This window comes from Marinobacterium jannaschii DSM 6295 (assembly GCF_000620085.1).
Classification (GTDB): domain Bacteria; phylum Pseudomonadota; class Gammaproteobacteria; order Pseudomonadales; family Balneatricaceae; genus Pontibacterium; species Pontibacterium jannaschii.
This window is the reverse complement of sequence record NZ_KK211064.1, coordinates 14,295-35,251: the sequence shown is the minus strand read 5'-3', so window position 1 is coordinate 35,251 and position 20,957 is coordinate 14,295. Positions and strand designations below refer to the sequence as shown.

The following is a 20,957-nucleotide window of genomic DNA, read 5'->3' as shown; positions in this document are numbered from 1 at the left end:
ATTACACAGGGCAGTGGATCAACCTTCCGGTATAGCCGCTGTGGATGACCTTGACAATCAGGCCTTAAAGCTTCCCATTCCCATCGTTATGATTGTGTATAGCATTTGATTCACAATCAACCCCAAGCTTACACACAGGTACCGCTGTTATCTGTACAGGGAATCAGGCCCAATCCGTTGGCAAATTCCCGTCCGGTATATCCTATGGATAAGGTGTCAGCCTGAGGTTAAGTAACCCCGGGATAACCGTGTGGACAGATTGGCCTATGGATAACCCGCCTCTTTATAGACAGCTTATACCAAGGCAGAACACCACGGGTCCGCACCTTCTTTACATAGTTTGGTTCCTGATAAATTCATGTTTTATAAGGATTTTATTAGGATAGACACAGAAAGGGGCAAGCCTATTAATAACAAACAATAACAAAAGATCTTTATATATATTCTTCTTATATATTTTTATCAGGTTAGACAGAGAGAAAGTCATTCAGTCTGACACTGTACAAATTTTGTACCATTCCCTCGTTGCTTAGAGAGAGGTATAATCAGCTCCCTTTTTGTTCTCTCCCGATTCCGGGAAGTCTTCTGAATTTATAAACGAGGTAGAGGCGTGGATTACCCAAGCCGATTTGACGTCATCGTCATTGGTGGTGGTCATGCAGGAACCGAGGCTGCCCTGGCAGCTGCACGCATGGGCGCACAGACATTACTGCTGACTCACAACATCGAAACACTCGGGCAGATGTCATGTAATCCGGCTATCGGTGGTATTGGCAAAAGTCATCTGGTGAAAGAAGTTGATGCACTCGATGGTGCCATGGCACGGGCAACAGACCGCGGTGGTATTCAGTTCAGGGTTCTGAACTCACGCAAAGGCCCGGCCGTCAGAGCAACCCGGGCTCAGGCTGACCGGATTCTCTACAAGGCGGCAATCCGACATATCCTTGAAAATCAGGAGAACCTGGTTTTATTCCAGCAATCTGCCGACGACCTGATTATCGAGGGCGATCGCATCAGGGGAGTGGTGACCCAGACCGGTATCCGTTTTCATGCCGAGTCGGTCATTTTGACAGCAGGCACCTTCCTCGCCGGTAAAATCCATATCGGACTGGAAAACCATGCGGCAGGTAGGGCGGGAGACCCTCCTTCTGTCGCGCTGGCTGATCGTTTGCGTGAGCTTCCCCTGCGCGTTGAACGCCTGAAGACCGGAACGCCTCCGCGTATCGACGCTCGCAGCGTTGACTTCTCACTGATGCAGGAACAGCCCGGAGATACGCCGACGCCGTTGATGTCCTACATGGGATCAGCAGCGGAGCAGCCGCAGCAGATCAGTTGCTACATCACTCACACCAATGAACGTACCCATGAGATTCTGCGCAGCGGCCTTGACCGCTCGCCACTCTATACCGGGGTGATCGATGGTGCCGGTCCGCGTTACTGCCCCTCCGTCGAAGATAAGATCATGCGCTTCGCGGACAAGAACCAGCATCAGGTGTTTGTCGAACCGGAAGGTTTAACCACCCATGAGCTTTATCCCAACGGCATATCAACCAGCCTGCCGTTTGATATTCAGCTGGCCGCGGTACGTTCGATCCGGGGTTTTGAAAATGCCCATATCACCCGTCCGGGCTATGCCATCGAGTACGATTTCTTCAATCCCCAGGATCTGAAACATACGCTGGAAACCAAACATATCAGCGGCCTGTTTTTCGCCGGTCAGATCAACGGTACCACCGGCTATGAAGAAGCGGCAGCCCAGGGATTACTCGCGGGTTACAATGCGGCGGCCCGGGCCCAGGGCAAAGAAGCCTGGTACCCACGCCGCGATGAAGCCTATATCGGCGTACTGGTGGATGACCTGATTACTCTGGGCACTTCTGAGCCCTACCGGATGTTTACCAGCCGTGCCGAATACCGCCTGATCCTGCGTGAAGACAATGCTGACCTGCGCCTGACTGAGAAAGGTTATCAGCTGGGACTGGTCGGCGAAGCGCGCTGGCGCCAGTTCTGCGAAAAACGTGAACAGATCGAACGCGAACAACAGCGTCTGCAAGAGACCTGGATTCAGCCGGCCACTGAAGCCGCCGAGCAGCTGAATGCAAAGCTGAAGACGCCGCTGAGCCGGGAATATAATCTGGCGGATCTGCTGAAGCGGCCGGAACTGAGCTATCCGGATGTCGCGGCCCTGAAGGGGGAGGCAGTGGAAAATCCCCAGGTCGCTGAACAGGTTGAGATCCAGTTTAAATATGCCGGCTATATCGATCGCCAGAAAGATGAGATCGAGCAGCTGCGACGCCAGGAAAATACGCCGCTGCCAGCCGATTTCAATTACCAGCAGGTAAGTGGTCTGTCGAATGAACTGACCAGCAAGCTGGAAGAGATTCGCCCGGCAACCATTGCCCAGGCTTCACGTATTCAGGGCATGACGCCGGCTGCGCTGTCATTGCTGCTGGTCAATCTTAAAAAACGTCAATTGGCAGACAAACAGCAGAAGGCAACAGGTTAATGACGCTGGATCCAACACTGGCAACACAACTGACCCGGGGCATCTCCCGGATGAACCTCGACATCAGTCAGCAGCAGATCGACAAGCTGCTGGATTACCTGGCGCTGCTGATCAAGTGGAATAAGGCCTATAACCTGACTGCGGTGCGTGACCCGCAGGAGATGGTCAGCCGTCACCTGCTGGATAGCCTGTCGATACTGCCATTCGTTTCGGAGCTGCCGATTATCGACGTTGGCAGCGGGCCGGGCCTGCCGGGAATTCCTCTGGCGATCTGTCGACCCGAGCTGGCGGTGACTACACTCGACAGTAACGGTAAAAAGACCCGCTTCCAGAATCAGGTCAAGCTGGAACTCGGGCTCGAGAACCTGACCGTGGTACATACCCGCCTGGAAGAGTACCGGGTTGAGCCATTCCAGCAGGTGATCTCCCGCGCTTTTGCTTCACTGCAGCAAATGATCCAGTGGACCGGTCCACTGTGCCATCAGGATGGTGTTTTTCTTGCAATGAAAGGACTGTATCCTGACAGCGAGCTGGCAGAACTGCCTGCCGGCTACGAGCTGAAACAATGCCACCCTCTGGATGTTCCTGAAACAGAAGGGGAGCGGCATCTGCTGATTCTTGGGAGAATCTGACCGTGGCTAAAATCCTGACGATCACCAACCAGAAGGGTGGTGTGGGTAAAACGACCACCTGCGTAAATCTGGCTGCCTCGCTGGCTGTTACGAAAAAGCGGGTGCTGCTGATCGATATGGATCCACAGGGTAACGCCACAATGGGAAGTGGTGTGGATAAACATACACTGGAAGGATCCGTTTACGAACTGCTGACCGATCAGGCCAGTGCGGTCGAGACTCGTATCAGTAATTGTCCGGCCGGTTATGACCTGATCGGTTCCAATGGTGACCTGACCGCTGCTGAAGTCGAACTGTTGCAGATGCCGCGGCGGGAGTTCCGGCTGAAGATGGCACTGCAGCCGATTATCGAAGAGTATGAATATGTGCTGATCGATAATCCGCCGTCACTCAATCTGCTCACCGTCAATGCGCTGGCAGCCAGCAGTGGCGTTATTATTCCTATGCAATGCGAATACTACGCCCTGGAAGGTATCTCCGCCCTGGTGGGGACTATTAATAAGATCAATCAGCGCCTGAATCCTGAGCTTAAGATCGAAGGCATACTGCGTACCATGTTTGATCCGCGCATGAGCCTGACAAAAGATGTCTCTGATCACCTGCTGGAGTATTTCGGGGAAAAGGTCTATCGCACCGTCATTCCCCGCAATGTACGCCTGGCTGAAGCGCCCAGCCATGGCCTGCCGGCGCTGCTTTATGATAAAAATTCCCGCGGCGCTGTTGCCTACCTGGCGCTGGCCGGTGAACTGATTCGCCGCAGCCGCCAGGCGAAAAACGAAGTATTACAGGAAGCTTAAGATGGCAGTGAAGAAACGAGGCCTGGGACGGGGCCTGGATGCACTTTTGTCCGGAGTCGAGGATACAGCGCCTGAACTGTCGACCCCCATCGCGGCAGATAGCGCCGCTGAAGTGCGTGACGGTGCCCTGGTACACCTCGATCTTGACTGTATTCAGCGTGGTAAATACCAGCCTCGCCGTGACCTTGAGCCTCAGGCACTGGAAGAGCTGAGCGACTCGATTAAAGTCCAGGGGGTGATGCAGCCCATTGTGGTCAGGCCCGTGGCAGAAGGTCAGTATGAGATCATCGCCGGTGAACGTCGCTGGCGGGCAAGCCAGATGGCCGGGCTGACGGATATCCCGGCGGTGGTAAGGGATGTCCCTGATGAAGCGGCCATCGCCATGGCGCTGATCGAAAATATACAGCGTGAGAACCTTAATCCCATCGAAGAAGCACTGGCGCTGCAACGACTGCAGAGTGAGTTTGAACTGACCCAGCTTGAAGTGGCACAGGCGGTGGGGAAATCCCGTTCGGCGGTAACCAATCTGCTGCGCCTGCTCAACCTGCAGCAGGACGTGCGTAAACTGCTTGAGTATGGCGATCTGGAGATGGGACATGCCCGGGCCCTGTTGGCTCTGGACGAAAGTCAGATCGATGCCGCCCGCCAGGTGGTTGCCAAAGGGATGTCTGTGCGCCAGACCGAAGCTTTTGTGAAAAAGATCCAGGCTGCCAAAAGCAACCCGGCGCCGGAGAAGCCAGCTCCACGGGCTGACTTCAAAGAGTGGGAGAATTCACTGTCGAAGCAGTTAGCGACGCAGGTGAAAATCAGTGAGAACGCCAAAGGCAAAGGTAAAATAACGATTGCCTATGAAAATGCTGAAATGCTGGAAGTCCTGCTGAGGCAGCTGAGCTGAAGCGCTTTGGCACCTCGCTGTGCAGCCCTGAAATCGGATTGGTAGGACGCTTGTCGCAAACCGTTTTACCCTCACTTTACTACATTAGTGCAAATACCTATTTAGCTGGTTGTTTCGCCTCCAGTTAGCTCATATAATCTGCACGCTATTCGGATGCTTATGCGCTGAATAGGGGCAGAAAACTGAGGTCAGTCGGGTTGTATCGGGAAATGGGTAGAAAACAGCCGAAACAGGGTGCCCATAGTCGGGCAGCACGTAAGCAGGTGTTTAAAGTTCTACTCTGGCAGGGAATCTTAATCCTGCTAATTAGTGGTGGACTTACCCTGGTGGGAGAAAAAGAGGCTTATTCAGCTCTGAGTGGTGGTCTTATCTACCTGATTCCCAATCTCTATTTTGCCTCTCGCGCTTTGTCCGATGGCAAAGGGGCGAGTGCTAAAGGCGCACTGGCCCAGATGTACATAAGTGAAATATGGAAAATGGCGATAACTATCCTGCTTTTTGCAGCGGTATTTATCCTGGTTCGCCCTGTGAGCCCATTTTCCTTATTTGGCACTTTTATGCTGATGCACCTGATTTACTGGGTGACACAGATAAAGGCTAACAACCGGTTCCTGAAACTTTGAACGAGAGAAACTGAGAATGGCAAGTGGAAGTGGAACGCAAACATCCTCAGAGTATATAACTCACCACCTTACCAACCTGACCTTCGGTAACCATCCCGATAACGGCTGGTCTATCGCACATGGCGCGCATGAAGCGGCTGAAATGGGCTTTTGGGCAATCAACCTGGACACTATGTTCTGGTCTGTTGCACTGGGTCTTTTGTTCTGCTGGTTCTTCCGCAAAGTTGCTAAGAATGTGACCTCCGATGTACCTGGCGGTGCCCAGAACTTTGTCGAAACAGTGATCGAGTTCGTTGATGATAATGTCAAGGGTATCTTCCATTACAAAAATGCTCTGATTGCACCTTTGTCGCTGACAATCTTCGTCTGGGTTTTCCTGATGAATGCGATGGACCTGGTGCCAGTTGACTGGATTCCGTTTATTGCCAGCCAGATGGGTGTGGAATACATGAAAGTCGTACCTACGACTGACGTGAACGCAACCCTGGGTATGGCCTTCACCGTGTTTGGTCTGATTATCTTCTTCAGCATCAAACAGAAAGGTGTTAGCGGCTTCCTGGCTGAGCTGTCTTTCCAGCCGCTGGGTAAATGGCTGCTGCCTTTTAACCTGTTCCTGGAACTGGTTGGCCTGCTGGCTAAACCGATCTCTCTTGCACTGCGACTGTTCGGTAACATGTACGCGGGTGAGATGGTATTTATTCTGATCGCACTGCTGCCTTTCTGGGTACAGTGGGCACTGTCCGTGCCTTGGGCGATCTTCCACATTCTGGTTATCACGCTGCAGGCGTTTATCTTCATGGTGCTGACAATCGTCTATCTGGCGATGGCACATGACGATCACTGATCTGACGCGTCTTAATCTGATAAACAAGTTTTTCTTAAACCTCAAACTTTTAGTTAATTAAATTACTGGAGAAACAACGATGGAAATGGGTACTGCTTTGCTGTACATCGCTGCTGCACTGATGATGGGTCTGTCTGCAATTGGCGCCGCTGTTGGTATCGGCATGCTGGGTGGTAAGTTCCTGGATGGTGCTGCACGTCAGCCTGAACTGGTTCCACTGCTTCGCTCTCAGTTCTTCATCGTAATGGGTCTGGTTGACGCTGTACCTATGATCGGTGTTGGTCTGGGCATGTACATCCTGTTCGCTGTTGCCGGCTAATAAAGTAGATATGTAACCTCCTCCCTCTGAGGCGAGGAGCTACTTGTTTGTACGACAACTGCGAGGGTTAATGGCGTGAATATCAATCTCACCATCATTGGTCAGGTCATCGCGTTCGCAATTTTTGTTTGGTTCTGCATGAAGTACGTATGGCCGCCTATTACGGCCGCACTGGCAGAACGTAAGCAGAAGATTGCTGAAGGCCTGGACGCTGCTGATCGTGCTGAGCGCGACCTGCAGCTGGCTAAAGAGAAGGCCGCTGCTGATCTGCGTAAGAGCAAAGAAGAAGCAGCCGCCATCATTGAGCAGGCTAACAAGCGTGCTAACCAGATCATCGACGAAGCCAAAGAACAGGCTTCCGACGAAGCTGGTCGCGTTAAAACTGCTGCTCAGGCGGAACTGGATCAGGAAATCAATCAGGCTCGTGAACAGCTGCGCTCTCAGGTAGCGGCGCTGGCACTGGCTGGTGCTGAAAAAGTTCTGGAAGCTTCCATCGACGAAAAAGCACACGGCAAGCTTGTTGAAAAACTGGCCGCTGAGCTTTAAGCGAGGAATAAACGATGGCTGAAGTCAACACCGTCGCTCGACCTTACACCAAGGCTGCTTTTGAGTTTGCCGCGGATAAGGGAAGCCTCGATCAGTGGTCCGTAATGCTTAACCTGGCTGCTGCTGCGGTACAGGATGAGACTGTAGCCCGTGTACTGGGTACACCGTCTCTGACTGATGCGCAGAAAGCAGAAGTTATGGTTGATCTGTGCGGAGAAAAGGCTGACGAAGCGGGTATTAACTTCCTTAAGCTGCTGGCAGATAACAAACGTCTGTCGGTTTTGCCGGAAGTTGCTTCTCAGTTCGACAAGCTGAAAGCGAGCCGCGAGCAGTCACTGGATATTGAAGTGACTACCGCTTTCGCCTTGGCAGACGAGCAGGAACAGAAACTTACTCAGGCACTGAGCAAAAAACTAGGTTGCGAAGTGTCACTCATTGCTCAGGTAGATAAATCTATCCTGGGTGGTGTAGTAGTACGCACCGATGACCTGGTGATCGACGGCTCCGTTCGCGCGCGACTCGCGAAGTTGGCCGAAGCGATGAATTCCTGAGGGGAATAAAAAGCATGCAGCAACTGAATCCATCTGAGATCAGCGAGATTCTCAAGAAGCGCATCGAAAAGCTGGATGTGTCTTCAGAAGCCCGTAATGAGGGCACTGTAGTCAGCGTGTCTGATGGTATCGTAACCATCCACGGCCTGGCTGATGTAATGTACGGGGAAATGATCGAATTCCCTGGTGGCGTTTACGGTATGGCTCTTAACCTGGAGCGTGATTCCGTAGGTGCTGTAGTACTGGGTACTGCTTCAGGCCTGGCAGAAGGCGCAACTGCACGTTGCACCGGCCGTATCCTTGAAGTACCTGTTGGTCCGGAACTTTGTGGTCGCGTTGTCGATTCACTGGGTAACCCGATCGACGGCAAAGGCCCGATCGAAGCTAAACTGACAGACGCTGTTGAAAAAGTAGCGCCTGGCGTAATCGAACGTAAGTCTGTAGATCAGCCTGTACAGATCGGTTACAAAGCAGTAGACGCAATGGTACCTGTTGGTCGTGGTCAGCGTGAGCTGGTTATCGGCGACCGTCAGACTGGTAAAACTGCCCTGGCAATTGATGCGATCATCAACCAGAAAGGCACTGGCGTAAAATGTGTATACGTCGCTGTTGGTCAGAAGCAGTCTACTATTGCAAACGTAGTACGTAAGCTGGAAGAGCACGGCGCAATGGATCACACCATTGTTGTTGCTGCCGGTGCTTCAGACCCTGCTTCTATGCAGTACCTGGCGCCTTACTCCGGTTGTACTATGGGCGAATACTTCCGTGACCGCGGTGAAGACGCGCTGATCATCTATGATGATCTGACAAAACAGGCATGGGCATATCGTCAGATCTCCCTGCTGTTGCGCCGTCCGCCAGGTCGTGAAGCTTACCCGGGTGACGTTTTCTACCTACACTCCCGTCTGCTGGAGCGTTCTGCGCGTGTAAACGCCGAATACGTAGAAAAATTCACTAACGGTGAAGTGAAAGGCCAGACAGGTTCCCTGACTGCACTGCCGATCATCGAAACCCAGGGTGGCGACGTATCTGCGTTCGTACCAACTAACGTTATCTCCATCACTGATGGCCAGATCTTCCTGGAAACTGACCTGTTCAATGCGGGTATCCGTCCGGCGATCAACGCCGGTCTGTCCGTATCCCGTGTAGGTGGTTCTGCTCAGACTAAGATCATCAAGAAGCTGGGTGGCGGTATTCGTCTGGCTCTGGCTCAGTACCGTGAACTGGCTGCATTCGCACAGTTCGCTTCTGACCTGGACGACGCTACGCGTAACCAGCTGGAGCATGGTCAGGCTGTAACCGAGCTGATGAAGCAGAAGCAGTACGCGCCTATGTCCGTCGCTGAGATGGGCCTGAGCTTGTACTCTGCCAACGAAGGTTACCTGAAAGACGTTGACCTGAAGAAAATCGGTGCATTCGAAGAAGCCCTGATCGCTTACTTCAAGTCTGAGTATGCAGACCTGATGGCGAAAGTGGACGAGTCCGGCAGTTACAACGATGAAATTGCTGCTCAGTTCAAGGCTGGCATCGAGAAGTTCAAGTCTACACAGACCTGGTAATCACTTCGTGTGATTGAGGTGGTCTGCACGCAGATGCTGTGCAGACCTCAGCAAAATATTAGGTCAAAGGTAAGAACTTATGGCAGTCGGCAAAGAGATAAAGACGAAGATTGCGAGTATCGGTGGTACGCGTAAGATTACCAGCGCCATGGAAATGGTAGCTGCATCTAAAATGCGCCGTGCCCAGGACCGTATGCAGGCTTCCCGCCCGTACTCTCAGAGTATCCGTGGCGTGATCCAGCATCTGGCTAAGTCCAACCCCGAATACACGCATCTGTATCTGCAAGAACGTGAAGTCAAGCGAGTTGGCTTTATCGTGGTTGCGACTGACCGCGGCCTTTGTGGTGGCTTGAACGTAAACGAGTTCAAAGCAACTACGCAGGCGATGAAAGAGTTCGCGGATCAGGGCGTAGAGATTGATATCTGTGCGCTGGGCTCCAAAGCAGTGACTTTTTTCCAGAGCTTCGGTGGCAATGTAGTAGCCGCTAAGACCCATTTGGGTGAAGCACCGGAAGTAGCGGACCTGATTGGTTCCGTTAAGGTCATGCTGGATGCCTACGACGAAGGTAAGCTGGACCAGTTGTTCCTGGTATCCAACTCCTTTGTAAACACCATGACTCAGAAGCCAGCTGTCGAGCAGCTGCTTCCGCTCAAGGCAGACGATGATGATACGCGTCTCAACCATCACTGGGACTACATCTACGAACCTGAAGCAAAAGAGCTGTTGAACGGCTTGCTGTCACGTTACGTAGAGTCCCTGGTCTTCCAGGCCGTGGTTGAGAACAATGCCTGTGAACAGGCAGCACGGATGTTGGCGATGAAGAACGCCACAGACAATGCTGGCGACCTTATTGATGAGCTGCAATTGGTTTATAACAAAGCTCGTCAGGCTGCGATTACTCAGGAAATCTCTGAGATCGTTAGTGGTGCTGCTGCTGTATAACAGTGAACAGGTTCAAAAGATTAAGAGGATCCGAACATGAGTAGCGGACGTATTGTTCAGATTATCGGCGCGGTAATCGACGTGGAATTCCCACGTGACTCCGTACCGAAGGTCTACGACGCACTGACCGTTGATAACGCCGGTCTGACACTGGAAGTTCAGCAGCAGCTGGGTGATGGTGTTGTACGTGCGATTGCTATGGGCCAGACCGAAGGTCTGAACCGTGGCCTGGAAGTTGCCAACACTGGCGCTCCGATTTCTGTACCTGTTGGTCAGGGTACTCTGGGACGCATCATGGACGTTCTGGGTAACCCGATCGATGAAGCCGGTCCAATCGATGCTGAAGGTTCAGCACCGATTCACCGTAAAGCCCCTGATTACGCTGACCAGTCTGCCGGTATCGACATCCTGGAAACAGGTATCAAGGTAATCGACCTGATCATGCCTATCGCCAAAGGTGGTAAGGTTGGTCTGTTCGGTGGTGCGGGTGTAGGTAAAACCGTAACCCTGATGGAGCTGATCCGTAACATCGCGATCGAGCACTCCGGTTTCTCTGTATTCGCCGGTGTAGGTGAGCGTACTCGTGAGGGTAACGACTTCTACCACGAAATGCAGGAATCCAACGTACTGGATAAAGTAGCCCTGGTATACGGCCAGATGAATGAGCCACCGGGCAACCGTCTGCGTGTAGCTCTGACCGGTCTGACTATGGCAGAGCACTTCCGTGACGAAGGCCGTGACGTACTGATGTTCGTAGACAACATCTACCGTTACACCCTGGCGGGTACTGAGGTATCTGCACTGCTGGGTCGTATGCCTTCCGCGGTAGGTTATCAGCCTACTCTGGCTGAAGAGATGGGTGTACTGCAGGAGCGTATCGCTTCTACCAAGACTGGTTCCATCACGTCCTTCCAGGCGGTATACGTACCGGCGGATGACTTGACTGACCCGTCTCCGGCAACCACCTTCGCTCACCTTGACGCGACTCTGGTACTGTCCCGTAACATCGCCGAGCTGGGTATCTACCCTGCGGTAGATCCACTGGACTCTACTTCCCGTCTGCTGGACCCTCTGGTAATCGGTAACGATCACTACGATACAGCACGTGGCGTACAGGCTGTACTGCAGCGTTATAAAGAGCTGAAAGATATCATCGCGATCCTGGGTATGGACGAACTGTCTGATGAAGACAAGCAGACCGTAGACCGTGCTCGTAAGATTCAGCGCTTCCTGTCTCAGCCGTTCTTCGTAGCTGAAATCTTTACCGGCGCACCAGGTAAGTACGTACCGGTTAAAGAGACGATTGCCAGCTTCAAAGGCATCCTGGCCGGTGAATACGACCAGCTGCCAGAGCAGGCCTTCTACATGGTAGGCGGCATCGAAGAAGCGATCGAGAAAGCTAAGAGCCTGTAATCGTTCCTAGCGGAAACCTTTAAGAGGTAATAAACATGGCTATGACTGTTCACTGCGATATCGTCAGCGCTGAAGAAGAGATCTTCTCTGGTCTGATCGAATTCGTATCCGCAACAGGTAGCCTGGGTGACCTGGGTGTATATCCAGGTCACGCTCCGCTTCTGACGGAACTGAAACCAGGCCCTGTCGAGCTTCGCAAGCAGGGCGGCGAAGATGATGTCTTCTACGTTTCCGGCGGCTTCCTTGAAGTACAACCGCACAAGGTTATTGTGCTTGCAGACACTGCGCTGCGAGCGGCTGACCTGAACGAAGCGGCTGCAATGGAAGTTCAGAAACAGGCTCAGCAGGCGATGGCGAATAAAACTTCCGAGTTTGAATACTCGAAAGCCGCCTCTCAGCTGGCTGAAGCTGTTGCACAGCTGCGTACCCTGCAGCAGGTTCGCAAGAAAGTTGCTCGTTAATTACAACGTGCAGACAAAAAAGGCAGCCCTCAGGCTGCCTTTTTTATTGCTTCTGTGGCCGGGCTGGCATCGTCGGCTCTAGCGCCTATCAGAGCAACCCCCACAGGGTATCAAAGACGATCTGCTGTGCCGTTGCGACTTCCTTTGACTGAATGACCACTGCCGTGGGGTAGTTTTCTGAAGCCAGCGAGATAATGGCACATTTCGGCGGATAGACCGCAATATAGGCCGCGTCGACTTTCCCCTCCGTTCTGATCCACTTTCGTTCTGACAGTGCGGCATCCTCACCGCCGTCACCGATGGCAATCACCTTAACCTCGATACCTTTCTGTACCCGCTGCAGGGTAAAGTTGGGAAAGGGGCGATAGAGGTGGGCACGGATTGGTTTAGAGGAGAACACCGCATACTGTTTCTTGTCCTGGGAAGAAACGGTGTTCAGGATGTCACGCAATACCCACTCGATGCCTTCGTCGCCCTCATAAAACTGTACATTGGCGCTGCTGAAATCCGGCCTCAGGTGATTTAATCCTGGAATGACCGACTCTTTCAGGTTATCAATCGCCGAATCCAGCGCTGAACGGCGGGCTTCCGCCAGTTGCAGCAGCACCTCGGGTTCTCTGGGCGAGAAGTATCGCCGCTTGCCTTTAGGCAGGTAGGTAACGACACCTTTCTGCTGTAATTCCTTTAAAGTTTCATAGCTTGTGCCACGATTTATACCGGCCTTTTCGGCGATATTACGAATCGAAGCGGGGCCAAGGCTCAGTAAGGCTTTGTATATACTGACTTCTCTTGGCGATAGGCCAAGCTGATCAAAAATATCATTACTCATAGTTGTCAATTTATCTATGACAAGTGGTATTGCATAAGATAGTGGTTCCTATAAAGTTCGTCCAATCTGTTTATTTTGTGTATTTATCTTTTCTAATTTACACGGTCTCACGACCAAGGAATGTCTGACAAAATGTCTGTAGATGTCGTTATTCTTGCTGCAGGACAGGGCAGTCGCATGAAGTCCGCGCTGCCTAAGGTTCTGCATGCAGTGGGCGGTAAGCCCATGGTACAGCACGTAATTGATAATGCTTCAGCACTGGAAAGTGCATCCGTACATGTTGTGGTGGGCCATGGTGCCGACCAGGTTAAGGCGACCCTGGAAGGACAGGCGGTCTCTTTTGCCCTGCAGGCGGAACAGCTGGGCACCGGTCATGCCGTCGCGCAGGCGCTGCCTCAGGTTGCCGCGGATAGTGTGGTACTGGTGCTATATGGTGATGTACCGCTGACAAAGACCGAGACGATGGCGGAGTTGGTTGATATTGCCGCAGGCGGCAACCTCGGCCTGCTGACTGTCGATCTGCAGGATCCGACCGGCTATGGTCGTATCGTACGGAATGAGGGCGACGAAGTTGTCGCGATCGTTGAGCACAAAGACGCCAGCGATGCGCAGAAAGCGATTCGCGAAGTGAATACCGGTATTCTGGCGGTCTCAGCTGCCAAGCTGAACGACTGGCTGCCACAACTGTCCAGCGAAAATGCTCAGGGTGAATATTACCTGACAGACATAATCGCGATGGCTGCGCAGCAGGGTGTTTCTATTCAGGCGATCCAGCCGGAGACCGAGCAGGAAGTGCAGGGCGTCAACAACCGTGTCCAGCTGGCAGAGCTGGAGCGCTGGTACCAGTTACGCCGTGCTGAAACGCTGATGCTATCCGGTGCTACCCTGGCAGACCCTGCCCGCATTGATGTGCGTGGAGAGGTCGAGCTGGGCACCGATATACGTATCGATGTGAATGTAGTGCTGGAAGGTAACGTCCGTATCGGCAGCAACGTTGTGATCGAATCCAACTGTGTTATCCGCAACAGTGCCATCGGCGATGGTACGGTGATCAAGGCCAACTCCGTGCTTGAAGATGCTGTGGTTGGAGAACAGTGTGATATCGGTCCTTTTGCCCGCCTGCGTCCGGCCACGGTGCTGGCTGACAAGGCTAAGGTCGGTAACTTTGTCGAGACTAAGAAGGTCACTATCGGCGAAGGTTCCAAGGTAAACCACCTGACCTACATTGGTGATGCCGTGATCGGTAAGGACGTCAATGTGGGTGCCGGTACTATCACCTGTAACTACGATGGCGTGAATAAGTCGCTGACAGAGATCGGTGATGGTGCATTTATCGGCTCCAACAGCTCGCTGGTTGCACCCGTTAAGGTAGGTGCCGGTGCTACCGTGGGCGCAGGTTCAACGGTGACCAAGGAAGTGGCCGACAACGAGCTGGCAGTAGCCCGTGGTAAGCAAATCAATATTAAAGGCTGGCAGCGTCCGGTTAAGCGCAGTAAGTAAGGGAAGGGATAACGAATAATGTGTGGAATTGTAGGTGCCGTTGCGGCACGTCCTGTTGCTGAGATCTTGCTGGAAGGCCTGCGTCGTCTGGAATATCGTGGTTATGACTCTGCCGGTATGGCAGTGAGTAATGGTAATACTACAGAGCGCCTGCGTCGTACCGGCAAGGTACAGGCATTGGCAGATGCGCTGGCTGAGAACCCGCTGTCAGGCCATCTGGGTATCGCGCATACCCGTTGGGCGACACATGGTAAGCCGACCGAGAACAACGCCCACCCTCATATGTCAGGGGATCGCCTGGCGATTGTTCACAACGGTATTATCGAAAACTTCGAAGTCCTGAAAGCGGCACTGATCAAGCAGGGCTTCCGGTTTACCTCTGACACCGATACCGAAGTGGTTGCGCACCTGCTGCAGGCTGAACTGAATGGCGGCAGCGCTATCCTTGACGCGGTGAATACAGTTGTGGCGAAGCTTGAAGGCGCTTTTGCCCTGGGTGTAATCCAGATGGATAATCCGGGACAGATGATCGCTGCACGTAAAGGCAGCCCGCTGGTGGTTGGCGTCGGTATCGGCGAGAACTTTATTGCCTCCGATCAGTTGGCCCTGTTGCAGGTGACCGATCGCTTTATGTTTCTGGATGAAGGCGATGTCGCCCGTATCAGCTGTGACGGAATCGAAGTCTGGGATCAGGCGGGTGCGTCTGTCGAGCGTGATGTTGTGCGCTACGAGCATAGTGTTTCCTCTGCCGATAAAGGCGAGTATAAGCACTACATGATGAAAGAGATCTACGAGCAGCCAAAGGTTCTGGCCGCCGCGATGGAGGGTCGCCTGAGCAATGGCCGTCTGCTGGAGCAGGCGTTTGGTGCCGGAGCTTCAGAGATCTTTGATCAGGTGAAACAGGTCCAGATTATCGCCTGTGGTACCAGTTATCATGCCGGCATGGTCGCCAAGTACTGGATTGAAGACCTGGTGGGCATTCCCTGTAATGTGGAAGTGGCCAGTGAATACCGCTACCGTCCGGTGGTGTTGCCGGAAGGCACCCTGTTTATCAGTGTCTCCCAGTCCGGTGAGACGGCTGATACCCTGGCGGCGCTACGCGAGATTAAGGATCGCGTGCTGGCCAGCCTGACCATCTGCAACGTGCCGGGCAGCTCTCTGGTACGTGAATCTGACCTCTGCCTGATGACCAATGCCGGGCCTGAGATCGGCGTCGCATCCACCAAGGCGTTTACGACACAGCTGGTAGGCCTGTTGCTGACTACACTGGCGCTGGGCCGCCGTCATAACCTGAGCGAAGAGAAAGAGACTGAAATCGTAGCTGCGCTGCAACAACTGCCGGAACTGACCCGCCAGGTGCTGGAGATGGATAAGGATATCGAGCTGATGTCTCAGTCGTTTGCTGAGAAGCATCACAGCTTGTTCCTCGGCCGCGGCCCTATGTACCCGGTGGTGATGGAAGGCGCTCTGAAGCTTAAAGAGATCTCTTATATTCACGCTGAGTCCTATCCGGCCGGTGAGCTGAAGCATGGCCCGCTGGCGCTGGTCGACAAGGATATGCCGGTCGTTACGGTAGCTCCCCGCAACGGTATGCTGGATAAGCTGAAAGCCAACCTGCAGGAAGTCCGTGCCCGCGGTGGCGAGCTGTTTGTCTTTGCCGGCTGTAGCGAACAAGTGAAGCCAGAAGAGGGTATGGCGGTACTGCATATGCCTGAAGTCCCCGCGATCCTTGAACCGATCGTCTTCACTGTACCGCTACAGCTGCTGTCCTATCATGTAGCAGTGCTGAAAGGCACCGATGTGGATCAGCCGCGTAACCTGGCAAAATCGGTGACGGTTGAATAAGTTACGCCCGACCTGAATAAACCGGTGTCGGTGAGTAATAAAGTATCATACTAAGCAATAAAGTATCATACTGAGTAATAAAGTTGCATACTGGAACCGTCGTGCCTATGCTCGTTTTATGAGCAAGGTTCGGCGGTTTTTTTATGAAGTCACAAAAGAATGGGCTTACAGAGGCCCGGCTAGCAAAGATGGTCAAGGAAGGCCGTGGCATAGGTCAGCATTCTGACTACAAGCCCTGGCTAACAGTTCGGGATCTACCCTCCTTGGGACGAGTCCACCGTGTCTTTGGACATAAGTCCAAGCGCACACATCACCTGTTATCAGATCTCGAGTTATCTGTCTTTTTGATGCTGGAATGGCATAGCGAAGTTACCCAAATTCGAGAGCAATTCCCGTTAGAAAGAGATATTACCCGCCGACTCGCTGCAGATGCGGGTATAAAGCACCCCAAGGTTGCGGGTGTTGATCAGTACATGTCATCTGACTTTCTAGTCGATTCAAGTAATGCGAAAGAGCCTAGATTTGTCCTACAAGTGAAGTATAGGGATGCATTGAATGATCGTCGGACTGTGGAAAAGCTTGAGCTAGAACGTAGATATTGGCATGAGAAAGCGTTGCCTTGGTATCTGATCACGGAAGCAGAAGTGCCTGCTGTGGTTGCGACAAACATTAAGTGGCTTTATCCAGCACAGCGAGAAGAGGAAGAGAGTACGGAGATAGATCTTCAGCAGATAAAGTTTTACGCCCATCATCTCGAAAGAAATCGGGATAAAACAGTTATCTCTATCTGTAAGGCATTGGATACAGCCTACGATCTACCGCTCGGAGAGTCTCTCCACGAAGTGAGGCAATTGCTGGCTAAGCGTTATTTCACCTTCGATTTGTTTATTCCAACCACCAAACTTAAGGCTTCGGATCTAAAACTCGGAGAGCTAAATTTTATCCGGGAGGTGTATCTTGTTTCGAATCAATGATGTGCTTCAGTTCGGTGACCGCCGATATCGTGTTCTGCAACTGCTTGGCGAGCACCTCGTCTGGATCGATATAGATGATGAATCAGCTTTTCCCGAGATTGCGATAGTTGAAGAATTGATTGAGGCTATCGATCAAGAGAACCTTCAACGGCTGGAGGATCCTTATAAGGACCTGGCTTTTGAGTCCCCTCTGGAGGGAAGCGTTGCTAGAAGCAAACGCGATAGTAACTTCACTCTGATAAAGCCACTAGTTGAACTGCCTGATTTCTTTGAGCCGAAAAGCCGTGGGGCTATTATAAATCGCATTCTCGCCGAAAAGGGTTCGACCAAGCAGACATTGTATCGTCTGGTTAGGAGATTTTGGCAGCGTGGCCAAGTACCGAATGCTCTGTTGCCTGACTACAAAAATTCTGGTGGGAAAGGTAAAAGGCGTCATGCCAAGGATAAGAAGCTTGGGCGCCCACGTAAAGATGCGCCTGGAGTTGGCGCTAAATTAGACGAGTTCACGGAACGCTTGTTTCGTATCGCTATCGATCGCTATTTGCTTATAGATAAAGGGCATTCGTTCCTCTATGCGCATCGCCGCTTTGAATCTATGTATCGCAATTACTTTCCAGATACTTCGGAGTCTGAGCTACCTAGTAACTGGCAAATGCTGCACTTCTACAAGCGCGAGTATCAACAACCAGAAACCCTCAAAAAGCGAGTTTCTAGCATTGAGTACAACAAGGATATTAGGCCTTTGCACAGTAAGGCAAATACGCAAGTGCTTGGCCCAGGCTCTCGTTATGAAATCGATGCCACCGTCGCCGATATTTATGTCGTTTCTGACAGTGATCGCGGGAATATTGTTGGTCGACCAGTAGTGTATATGGTAATCGATGTATTTAGCCGCATGATTGCAGGCTTCTACATTGGATTTGAAACGCCCTCTTATGTAGCTGCAATGCAAGCACTGTATATGGCGGCCTCAGATAAAACGGCCTATTGCAGTGCATTAGAGTTCGACATCGAGCCGGAGGATTGGCCAAGTGTTGGATTACCTGACGCCGTTTTAGCCGACAGAGGGGAATTGTTAGGACACCAAGTTGAGAATCTAGAGAGTAGTTTCTCGGTAAGGATAGAAAATACACCGCCTTATCGGGGAGATGCTAAAGGCATAGTGGAACGGAACTTTAGGACGATCCAGGCTTCGTTCGGTCATTTCGTACCTGGTTATGTTTCTGGCACTACGGTGAAAAAGCGAGGAGGCAGGGATTACCGCTTAGATGCCAAGTTGACGGTGAGAGACTTTACCCAAATCATTCTCTCGAGCGTGCTTTACCACAACCAATACGCCGTATTGGACAAGTACGATAGAGATGCCGACATGCCTTCAGATCTTCCCAATACGCCTATAGAGCTCTGGAATTGGGGATTGCAGAATAGAACCGGGCGCCTAAGTCAGGCTGATTCAGATGCAATTCGAATCGCGTTACTACCTAAAAAAAGGGCAACCTTGTCAGAGCAAGGTGCCTGTTTGTTTGGTCTTTACTACACATCGTCAGAATTATTGCAGAAAGGCTGGATGCATCGAGGTAAGAGTGTAAAACGCCCTGGTGCTATAGACGCAGCTTATGATCCTCTAGTTGCAGATAGAATCTACCTCTTTCCTGAAAGGGGGTCTATTAAGTATTGGGTCTGTAATCTGGCCGATGTATCTAGGGAGTTTAGAGGGGCCTCATTCTGGGATGTTTGGTTGATAAGAGATGAGCAGAAGAAGACATCCGCCAGGGCAAAAATTCAGTCGAAAGCGAAGAAGCGTCAACATGAGGAATTCGTCATTGATAAGATTGCCCAAGCCGAGAAATCTGCCCCAGATACATCGAGTTTATCTAACGCTCAACGAATCCGTGCTATCAACGAAAATAAACAGAAGGAAAAGACTAGGGAAAGGAAAGAGATGGCGCATCGTCCTGCCATAGAGCATAGCGAAAAGCCTGGCGAGGTAGTAAGAATCGACCGCTCGGAACCAGATCTAGACTATCCGGACTATATCGACGAACTTTTTGGGGAAGATGACTGATGCCTCTCCCTGAAAACTTCGTTGAGGCTGTCTATATTGATCCAGGTATCGAGCGTTACCGTGGTAATCCTTTGATAGAGGCTCTTCCACCAATCATGGACTTGCAAGACCTCAAGGTTCAGTTGAGTGGAAGGGTTATCTTCAATCCGCAAGACTGCTTCGAAAAGGCGCATATTCGTGCTCACCAGATCAGTATGCTTTTAGATGACTTCTTTCAACCCTTATCAACTCATAAGCAGTTGGAAGAGAAGGTGTCTGTCATGATTCGGGGAGGCTACGTTGGTCGCAATATAGCGGATGGCTCCCTGAATAGAAAGATGCAGGAAGGCTACCAAAGGATTATGTCGGGAGCCTCTAACAGTTTTCAATTTGCACAGTCCAAATCGACGGCCAAAAGTTTATCTCTGATTGGTTGCTCTGGTAGTGGTAAGAGCTCGACCATAAACCGAATCCTGGCTACCTACCCGCAGGCTATTTATCACCAAGAATACAATTTCGTTCAACTCACTTACCTGAGAATAGAGTGCCCTTCAGATGGTTCGTTGAAGAGCCTTTGCTTGAACTTTTTCCGTGAGGTTGATCGCACTCTTCATACTAGTTACGAAGAGAAATATGCACGGAAACGCCATAGCACAGAAGTTCTGCTTTCCCTGATGGGTCAGGTGGCGACACAGCGGGCATTAGGCATACTCGTCATCGATGAGATTCAGCGCCTGACCCTTAAGCGTTCAGTAAGTAAGGAAGCGATGCTGGAATTCTTCGTAGCCTTGGTAAACGTGATTGGGGTTCCCGTAGTGATGGTGGGTACCCCGAAGGCTCGACCCATATTTGAAATGGAGCTCCAGTCTGGTCGACGGAGTGCAGGGTTTGGTTCTCTCTTTTGGGGGCCTATGCAAAAGGGTCTGGCCAGGGTTGATCCGCAGACCGGTAAAGTAAGAAAAACTGAGTGGCAGGCTTTTACCGATAAGTTATGGCAATACCAATGGTTGACCAAAAAAGATGAAGTGTTAACTGAAGAGATTCGAGATTGCTGGTTTGAACTGTCCGTGGGTGTGCTTGATATCGTCGTTAAGCTATTTGTACTTGCTCAAATGCGTGCTATTGCCACTGGAGTGGAGCGAATAACAGCGAAACTGCTTCGTACAGTTTACGATCAGGAGCTGAAGCCGGTACATCCTATGCTTGATGCATTGCGGCAAGACAAACCGGAGCTTATCGTTCAGTACTCTGACCTTCAGATGCCAGAAATTGATAAGCGGCTTATAGAATTAAAGAAACAGATCGACGAGAAGCAAGCAGAGAAGGAAAGCACTCCAGCTTTCAATGGCAATGAAAAGGCTTTGCGCCTCTACAGTATGTTACAGGCTATGGAGTGCGAAACTAGCTTGCTGCATCCCCTAATTGAAAAAGTCTTCAGAGAATATCCGAATCTTTCCCTGCCGGAATTGAGTCGGGTCGTACTTGATTGGTATTCAGAAACGCCTGTTCAGGATAAGCCAAAGACAGTGAATATAAAACCGGCTGAATGGCATACGCTTCCGTCTGACGATTTGAGATTTAAGTTTTCCCAAGCGGATAAGGGATGTCTTTACGAAGACCTCAAATACGGTCAGGACTTGTTTGATGTGCCGAGCTGGATGAAAAGAGTGGGATAA

At 51.6% G+C, this 20,957-nt stretch carries 19 protein-coding genes; 18 read left to right on the top strand and 1 reads right to left on the bottom strand.

Annotation, left to right across the window (positions count from 1 at the left end; translation table 11 throughout):
* The first annotated feature begins 610 nt into the window (after positions 1-610).
* From mnmG to Q354_RS0116085, 13 genes are all read left to right on the top strand, one after another.
* On the top strand, positions 611-2,506 hold the full coding sequence (mnmG, locus tag Q354_RS0116145) for a tRNA uridine-5-carboxymethylaminomethyl(34) synthesis enzyme MnmG (RefSeq protein WP_027858503.1): 1,896 nt from the start codon (positions 611-613) through the stop codon (positions 2,504-2,506).
* Positions 2,506-3,138, top strand: a complete 633-nt coding sequence (gene rsmG / locus Q354_RS0116140; RefSeq protein WP_036230285.1) for a 16S rRNA (guanine(527)-N(7))-methyltransferase RsmG — start codon at positions 2,506-2,508, stop codon at positions 3,136-3,138. Before mnmG ends, rsmG begins: the two co-directional genes overlap by 1 nt.
* A gap of 2 nt (positions 3,139-3,140) precedes the next feature.
* The gene (locus tag Q354_RS0116135; RefSeq protein WP_027858501.1) at positions 3,141-3,935 is read left to right on the top strand and encodes a ParA family protein; all 795 of its coding nucleotides are present in this window, start codon (positions 3,141-3,143) and stop codon (positions 3,933-3,935) included.
* A gap of 1 nt (position 3,936) precedes the next feature.
* The gene (locus tag Q354_RS0116130) at positions 3,937-4,830 is read left to right on the top strand and encodes a ParB/RepB/Spo0J family partition protein (protein ID WP_027858500.1); all 894 of its coding nucleotides are present in this window, start codon (positions 3,937-3,939) and stop codon (positions 4,828-4,830) included.
* 209 nt (positions 4,831-5,039) lie between these two features.
* Entirely contained in the window at positions 5,040-5,453 is a 414-nt protein-coding gene (locus tag Q354_RS27535) for an ATP synthase subunit I (protein ID WP_051560205.1), read from the top strand.
* 16 nt (positions 5,454-5,469) lie between these two features.
* Positions 5,470-6,297 (top strand): F0F1 ATP synthase subunit A, encoded by an 828-nt coding sequence (atpB, locus tag Q354_RS0116120; protein WP_027858499.1) that lies wholly within the window; start codon positions 5,470-5,472, stop codon positions 6,295-6,297.
* Between the two features lie 79 nt (positions 6,298-6,376).
* Positions 6,377-6,616 carry a F0F1 ATP synthase subunit C gene (atpE, locus tag Q354_RS0116115; RefSeq protein WP_027858498.1) on the top strand — a complete coding sequence of 80 codons (240 nt, stop codon included), beginning with the start codon at positions 6,377-6,379 and terminating at the stop codon, positions 6,614-6,616.
* Between the two features lie 75 nt (positions 6,617-6,691).
* Positions 6,692-7,162, top strand: a complete 471-nt coding sequence (locus tag Q354_RS0116110) for a F0F1 ATP synthase subunit B (protein WP_027858497.1) — start codon at positions 6,692-6,694, stop codon at positions 7,160-7,162.
* A 14-nt stretch (positions 7,163-7,176) separates the two neighbouring features.
* Positions 7,177-7,713, top strand: coding sequence for a F0F1 ATP synthase subunit delta (locus tag Q354_RS0116105; RefSeq protein ID WP_027858496.1), 537 nt, complete (start codon positions 7,177-7,179; stop codon positions 7,711-7,713).
* Positions 7,714-7,727: 14 nt separating this feature from the next.
* Positions 7,728-9,272 (top strand): F0F1 ATP synthase subunit alpha, encoded by a 1,545-nt coding sequence (atpA, locus tag Q354_RS0116100; protein ID WP_027858495.1) that lies wholly within the window; start codon positions 7,728-7,730, stop codon positions 9,270-9,272.
* Positions 9,273-9,351: 79 nt separating this feature from the next.
* On the top strand, positions 9,352-10,215 hold the full coding sequence (gene atpG / locus Q354_RS0116095; protein ID WP_027858494.1) for a F0F1 ATP synthase subunit gamma: 864 nt from the start codon (positions 9,352-9,354) through the stop codon (positions 10,213-10,215).
* A gap of 36 nt (positions 10,216-10,251) precedes the next feature.
* On the top strand, positions 10,252-11,628 hold the full coding sequence (gene atpD / locus Q354_RS0116090) for a F0F1 ATP synthase subunit beta (protein WP_027858493.1): 1,377 nt from the start codon (positions 10,252-10,254) through the stop codon (positions 11,626-11,628).
* A gap of 35 nt (positions 11,629-11,663) precedes the next feature.
* Positions 11,664-12,089, top strand: a complete 426-nt coding sequence (locus Q354_RS0116085; protein WP_027858492.1) for a F0F1 ATP synthase subunit epsilon — start codon at positions 11,664-11,666, stop codon at positions 12,087-12,089.
* Between the two features lie 88 nt (positions 12,090-12,177).
* Here the strand turns inward: Q354_RS0116085 and Q354_RS0116080 are convergent, their stop codons facing one another.
* On the bottom strand, positions 12,178-12,918 hold the full coding sequence (locus tag Q354_RS0116080) for a TrmB family transcriptional regulator (RefSeq protein WP_027858491.1): 741 nt from the start codon (positions 12,916-12,918) through the stop codon (positions 12,178-12,180).
* Positions 12,919-13,050: 132 nt separating this feature from the next.
* On the opposite strand from Q354_RS0116080, the gene glmU reads away from it, so the two are divergent.
* The 5 genes from glmU (at position 13,051) to Q354_RS0116055 (ending at position 20,957) form a co-directional block, all read left to right on the top strand.
* The gene (glmU, locus tag Q354_RS0116075) at positions 13,051-14,418 is read left to right on the top strand and encodes a bifunctional UDP-N-acetylglucosamine diphosphorylase/glucosamine-1-phosphate N-acetyltransferase GlmU (RefSeq protein WP_027858490.1); all 1,368 of its coding nucleotides are present in this window, start codon (positions 13,051-13,053) and stop codon (positions 14,416-14,418) included.
* A gap of 18 nt (positions 14,419-14,436) precedes the next feature.
* Positions 14,437-16,263, top strand: a complete 1,827-nt coding sequence (glmS, locus tag Q354_RS0116070; RefSeq protein WP_027858489.1) for a glutamine--fructose-6-phosphate transaminase (isomerizing) — start codon at positions 14,437-14,439, stop codon at positions 16,261-16,263.
* 143 nt (positions 16,264-16,406) lie between these two features.
* The gene (locus tag Q354_RS0116065; protein ID WP_027858488.1) at positions 16,407-17,237 is read left to right on the top strand and encodes a heteromeric transposase endonuclease subunit TnsA; all 831 of its coding nucleotides are present in this window, start codon (positions 16,407-16,409) and stop codon (positions 17,235-17,237) included.
* Positions 17,221-19,302 (top strand): Mu transposase C-terminal domain-containing protein, encoded by a 2,082-nt coding sequence (locus Q354_RS0116060; RefSeq protein WP_027858487.1) that lies wholly within the window; start codon positions 17,221-17,223, stop codon positions 19,300-19,302. The genes Q354_RS0116065 and Q354_RS0116060 overlap by 17 nt, the downstream gene beginning before the upstream one ends.
* Positions 19,302-20,957, top strand: coding sequence for an AAA family ATPase (locus tag Q354_RS0116055; RefSeq protein ID WP_027858486.1), 1,656 nt, complete (start codon positions 19,302-19,304; stop codon positions 20,955-20,957). The genes Q354_RS0116060 and Q354_RS0116055 overlap by 1 nt, the downstream gene beginning before the upstream one ends.

Excerpts from the sequence above, each read along its gene's own strand:
- rsmG (WP_036230285.1), top strand. The coding sequence starts at position 2,506 with ATGACGCTGGATCCAACACTGGCAACACAACTGACCCGGGGCATCTCC.
- Q354_RS0116130 (WP_027858500.1), top strand. The coding sequence starts at position 3,937 with ATGGCAGTGAAGAAACGAGGCCTGGGACGGGGCCTGGATGCACTTTTG.
- Q354_RS27535 (WP_051560205.1), top strand. The coding sequence starts at position 5,040 with ATGGGTAGAAAACAGCCGAAACAGGGTGCCCATAGTCGGGCAGCACGT.
- atpB (WP_027858499.1), top strand. The coding sequence starts at position 5,470 with ATGGCAAGTGGAAGTGGAACGCAAACATCCTCAGAGTATATAACTCAC.
- atpE (WP_027858498.1), top strand. The coding sequence starts at position 6,377 with ATGGAAATGGGTACTGCTTTGCTGTACATCGCTGCTGCACTGATGATG.
- Q354_RS0116105 (WP_027858496.1), top strand. The coding sequence starts at position 7,177 with ATGGCTGAAGTCAACACCGTCGCTCGACCTTACACCAAGGCTGCTTTT.
- atpA (WP_027858495.1), top strand. The coding sequence starts at position 7,728 with ATGCAGCAACTGAATCCATCTGAGATCAGCGAGATTCTCAAGAAGCGC.
- atpG (WP_027858494.1), top strand. The coding sequence starts at position 9,352 with ATGGCAGTCGGCAAAGAGATAAAGACGAAGATTGCGAGTATCGGTGGT.
- atpD (WP_027858493.1), top strand. The coding sequence starts at position 10,252 with ATGAGTAGCGGACGTATTGTTCAGATTATCGGCGCGGTAATCGACGTG.
- Q354_RS0116085 (WP_027858492.1), top strand. The coding sequence starts at position 11,664 with ATGGCTATGACTGTTCACTGCGATATCGTCAGCGCTGAAGAAGAGATC.
- Q354_RS0116080 (WP_027858491.1), bottom strand. The coding sequence starts at position 12,918 with ATGAGTAATGATATTTTTGATCAGCTTGGCCTATCGCCAAGAGAAGTC.
- glmU (WP_027858490.1), top strand. The coding sequence starts at position 13,051 with ATGTCTGTAGATGTCGTTATTCTTGCTGCAGGACAGGGCAGTCGCATG.
- glmS (WP_027858489.1), top strand. The coding sequence starts at position 14,437 with ATGTGTGGAATTGTAGGTGCCGTTGCGGCACGTCCTGTTGCTGAGATC.
- Q354_RS0116065 (WP_027858488.1), top strand. The coding sequence starts at position 16,407 with ATGAAGTCACAAAAGAATGGGCTTACAGAGGCCCGGCTAGCAAAGATG.
- Q354_RS0116055 (WP_027858486.1), top strand. The coding sequence starts at position 19,302 with ATGCCTCTCCCTGAAAACTTCGTTGAGGCTGTCTATATTGATCCAGGT.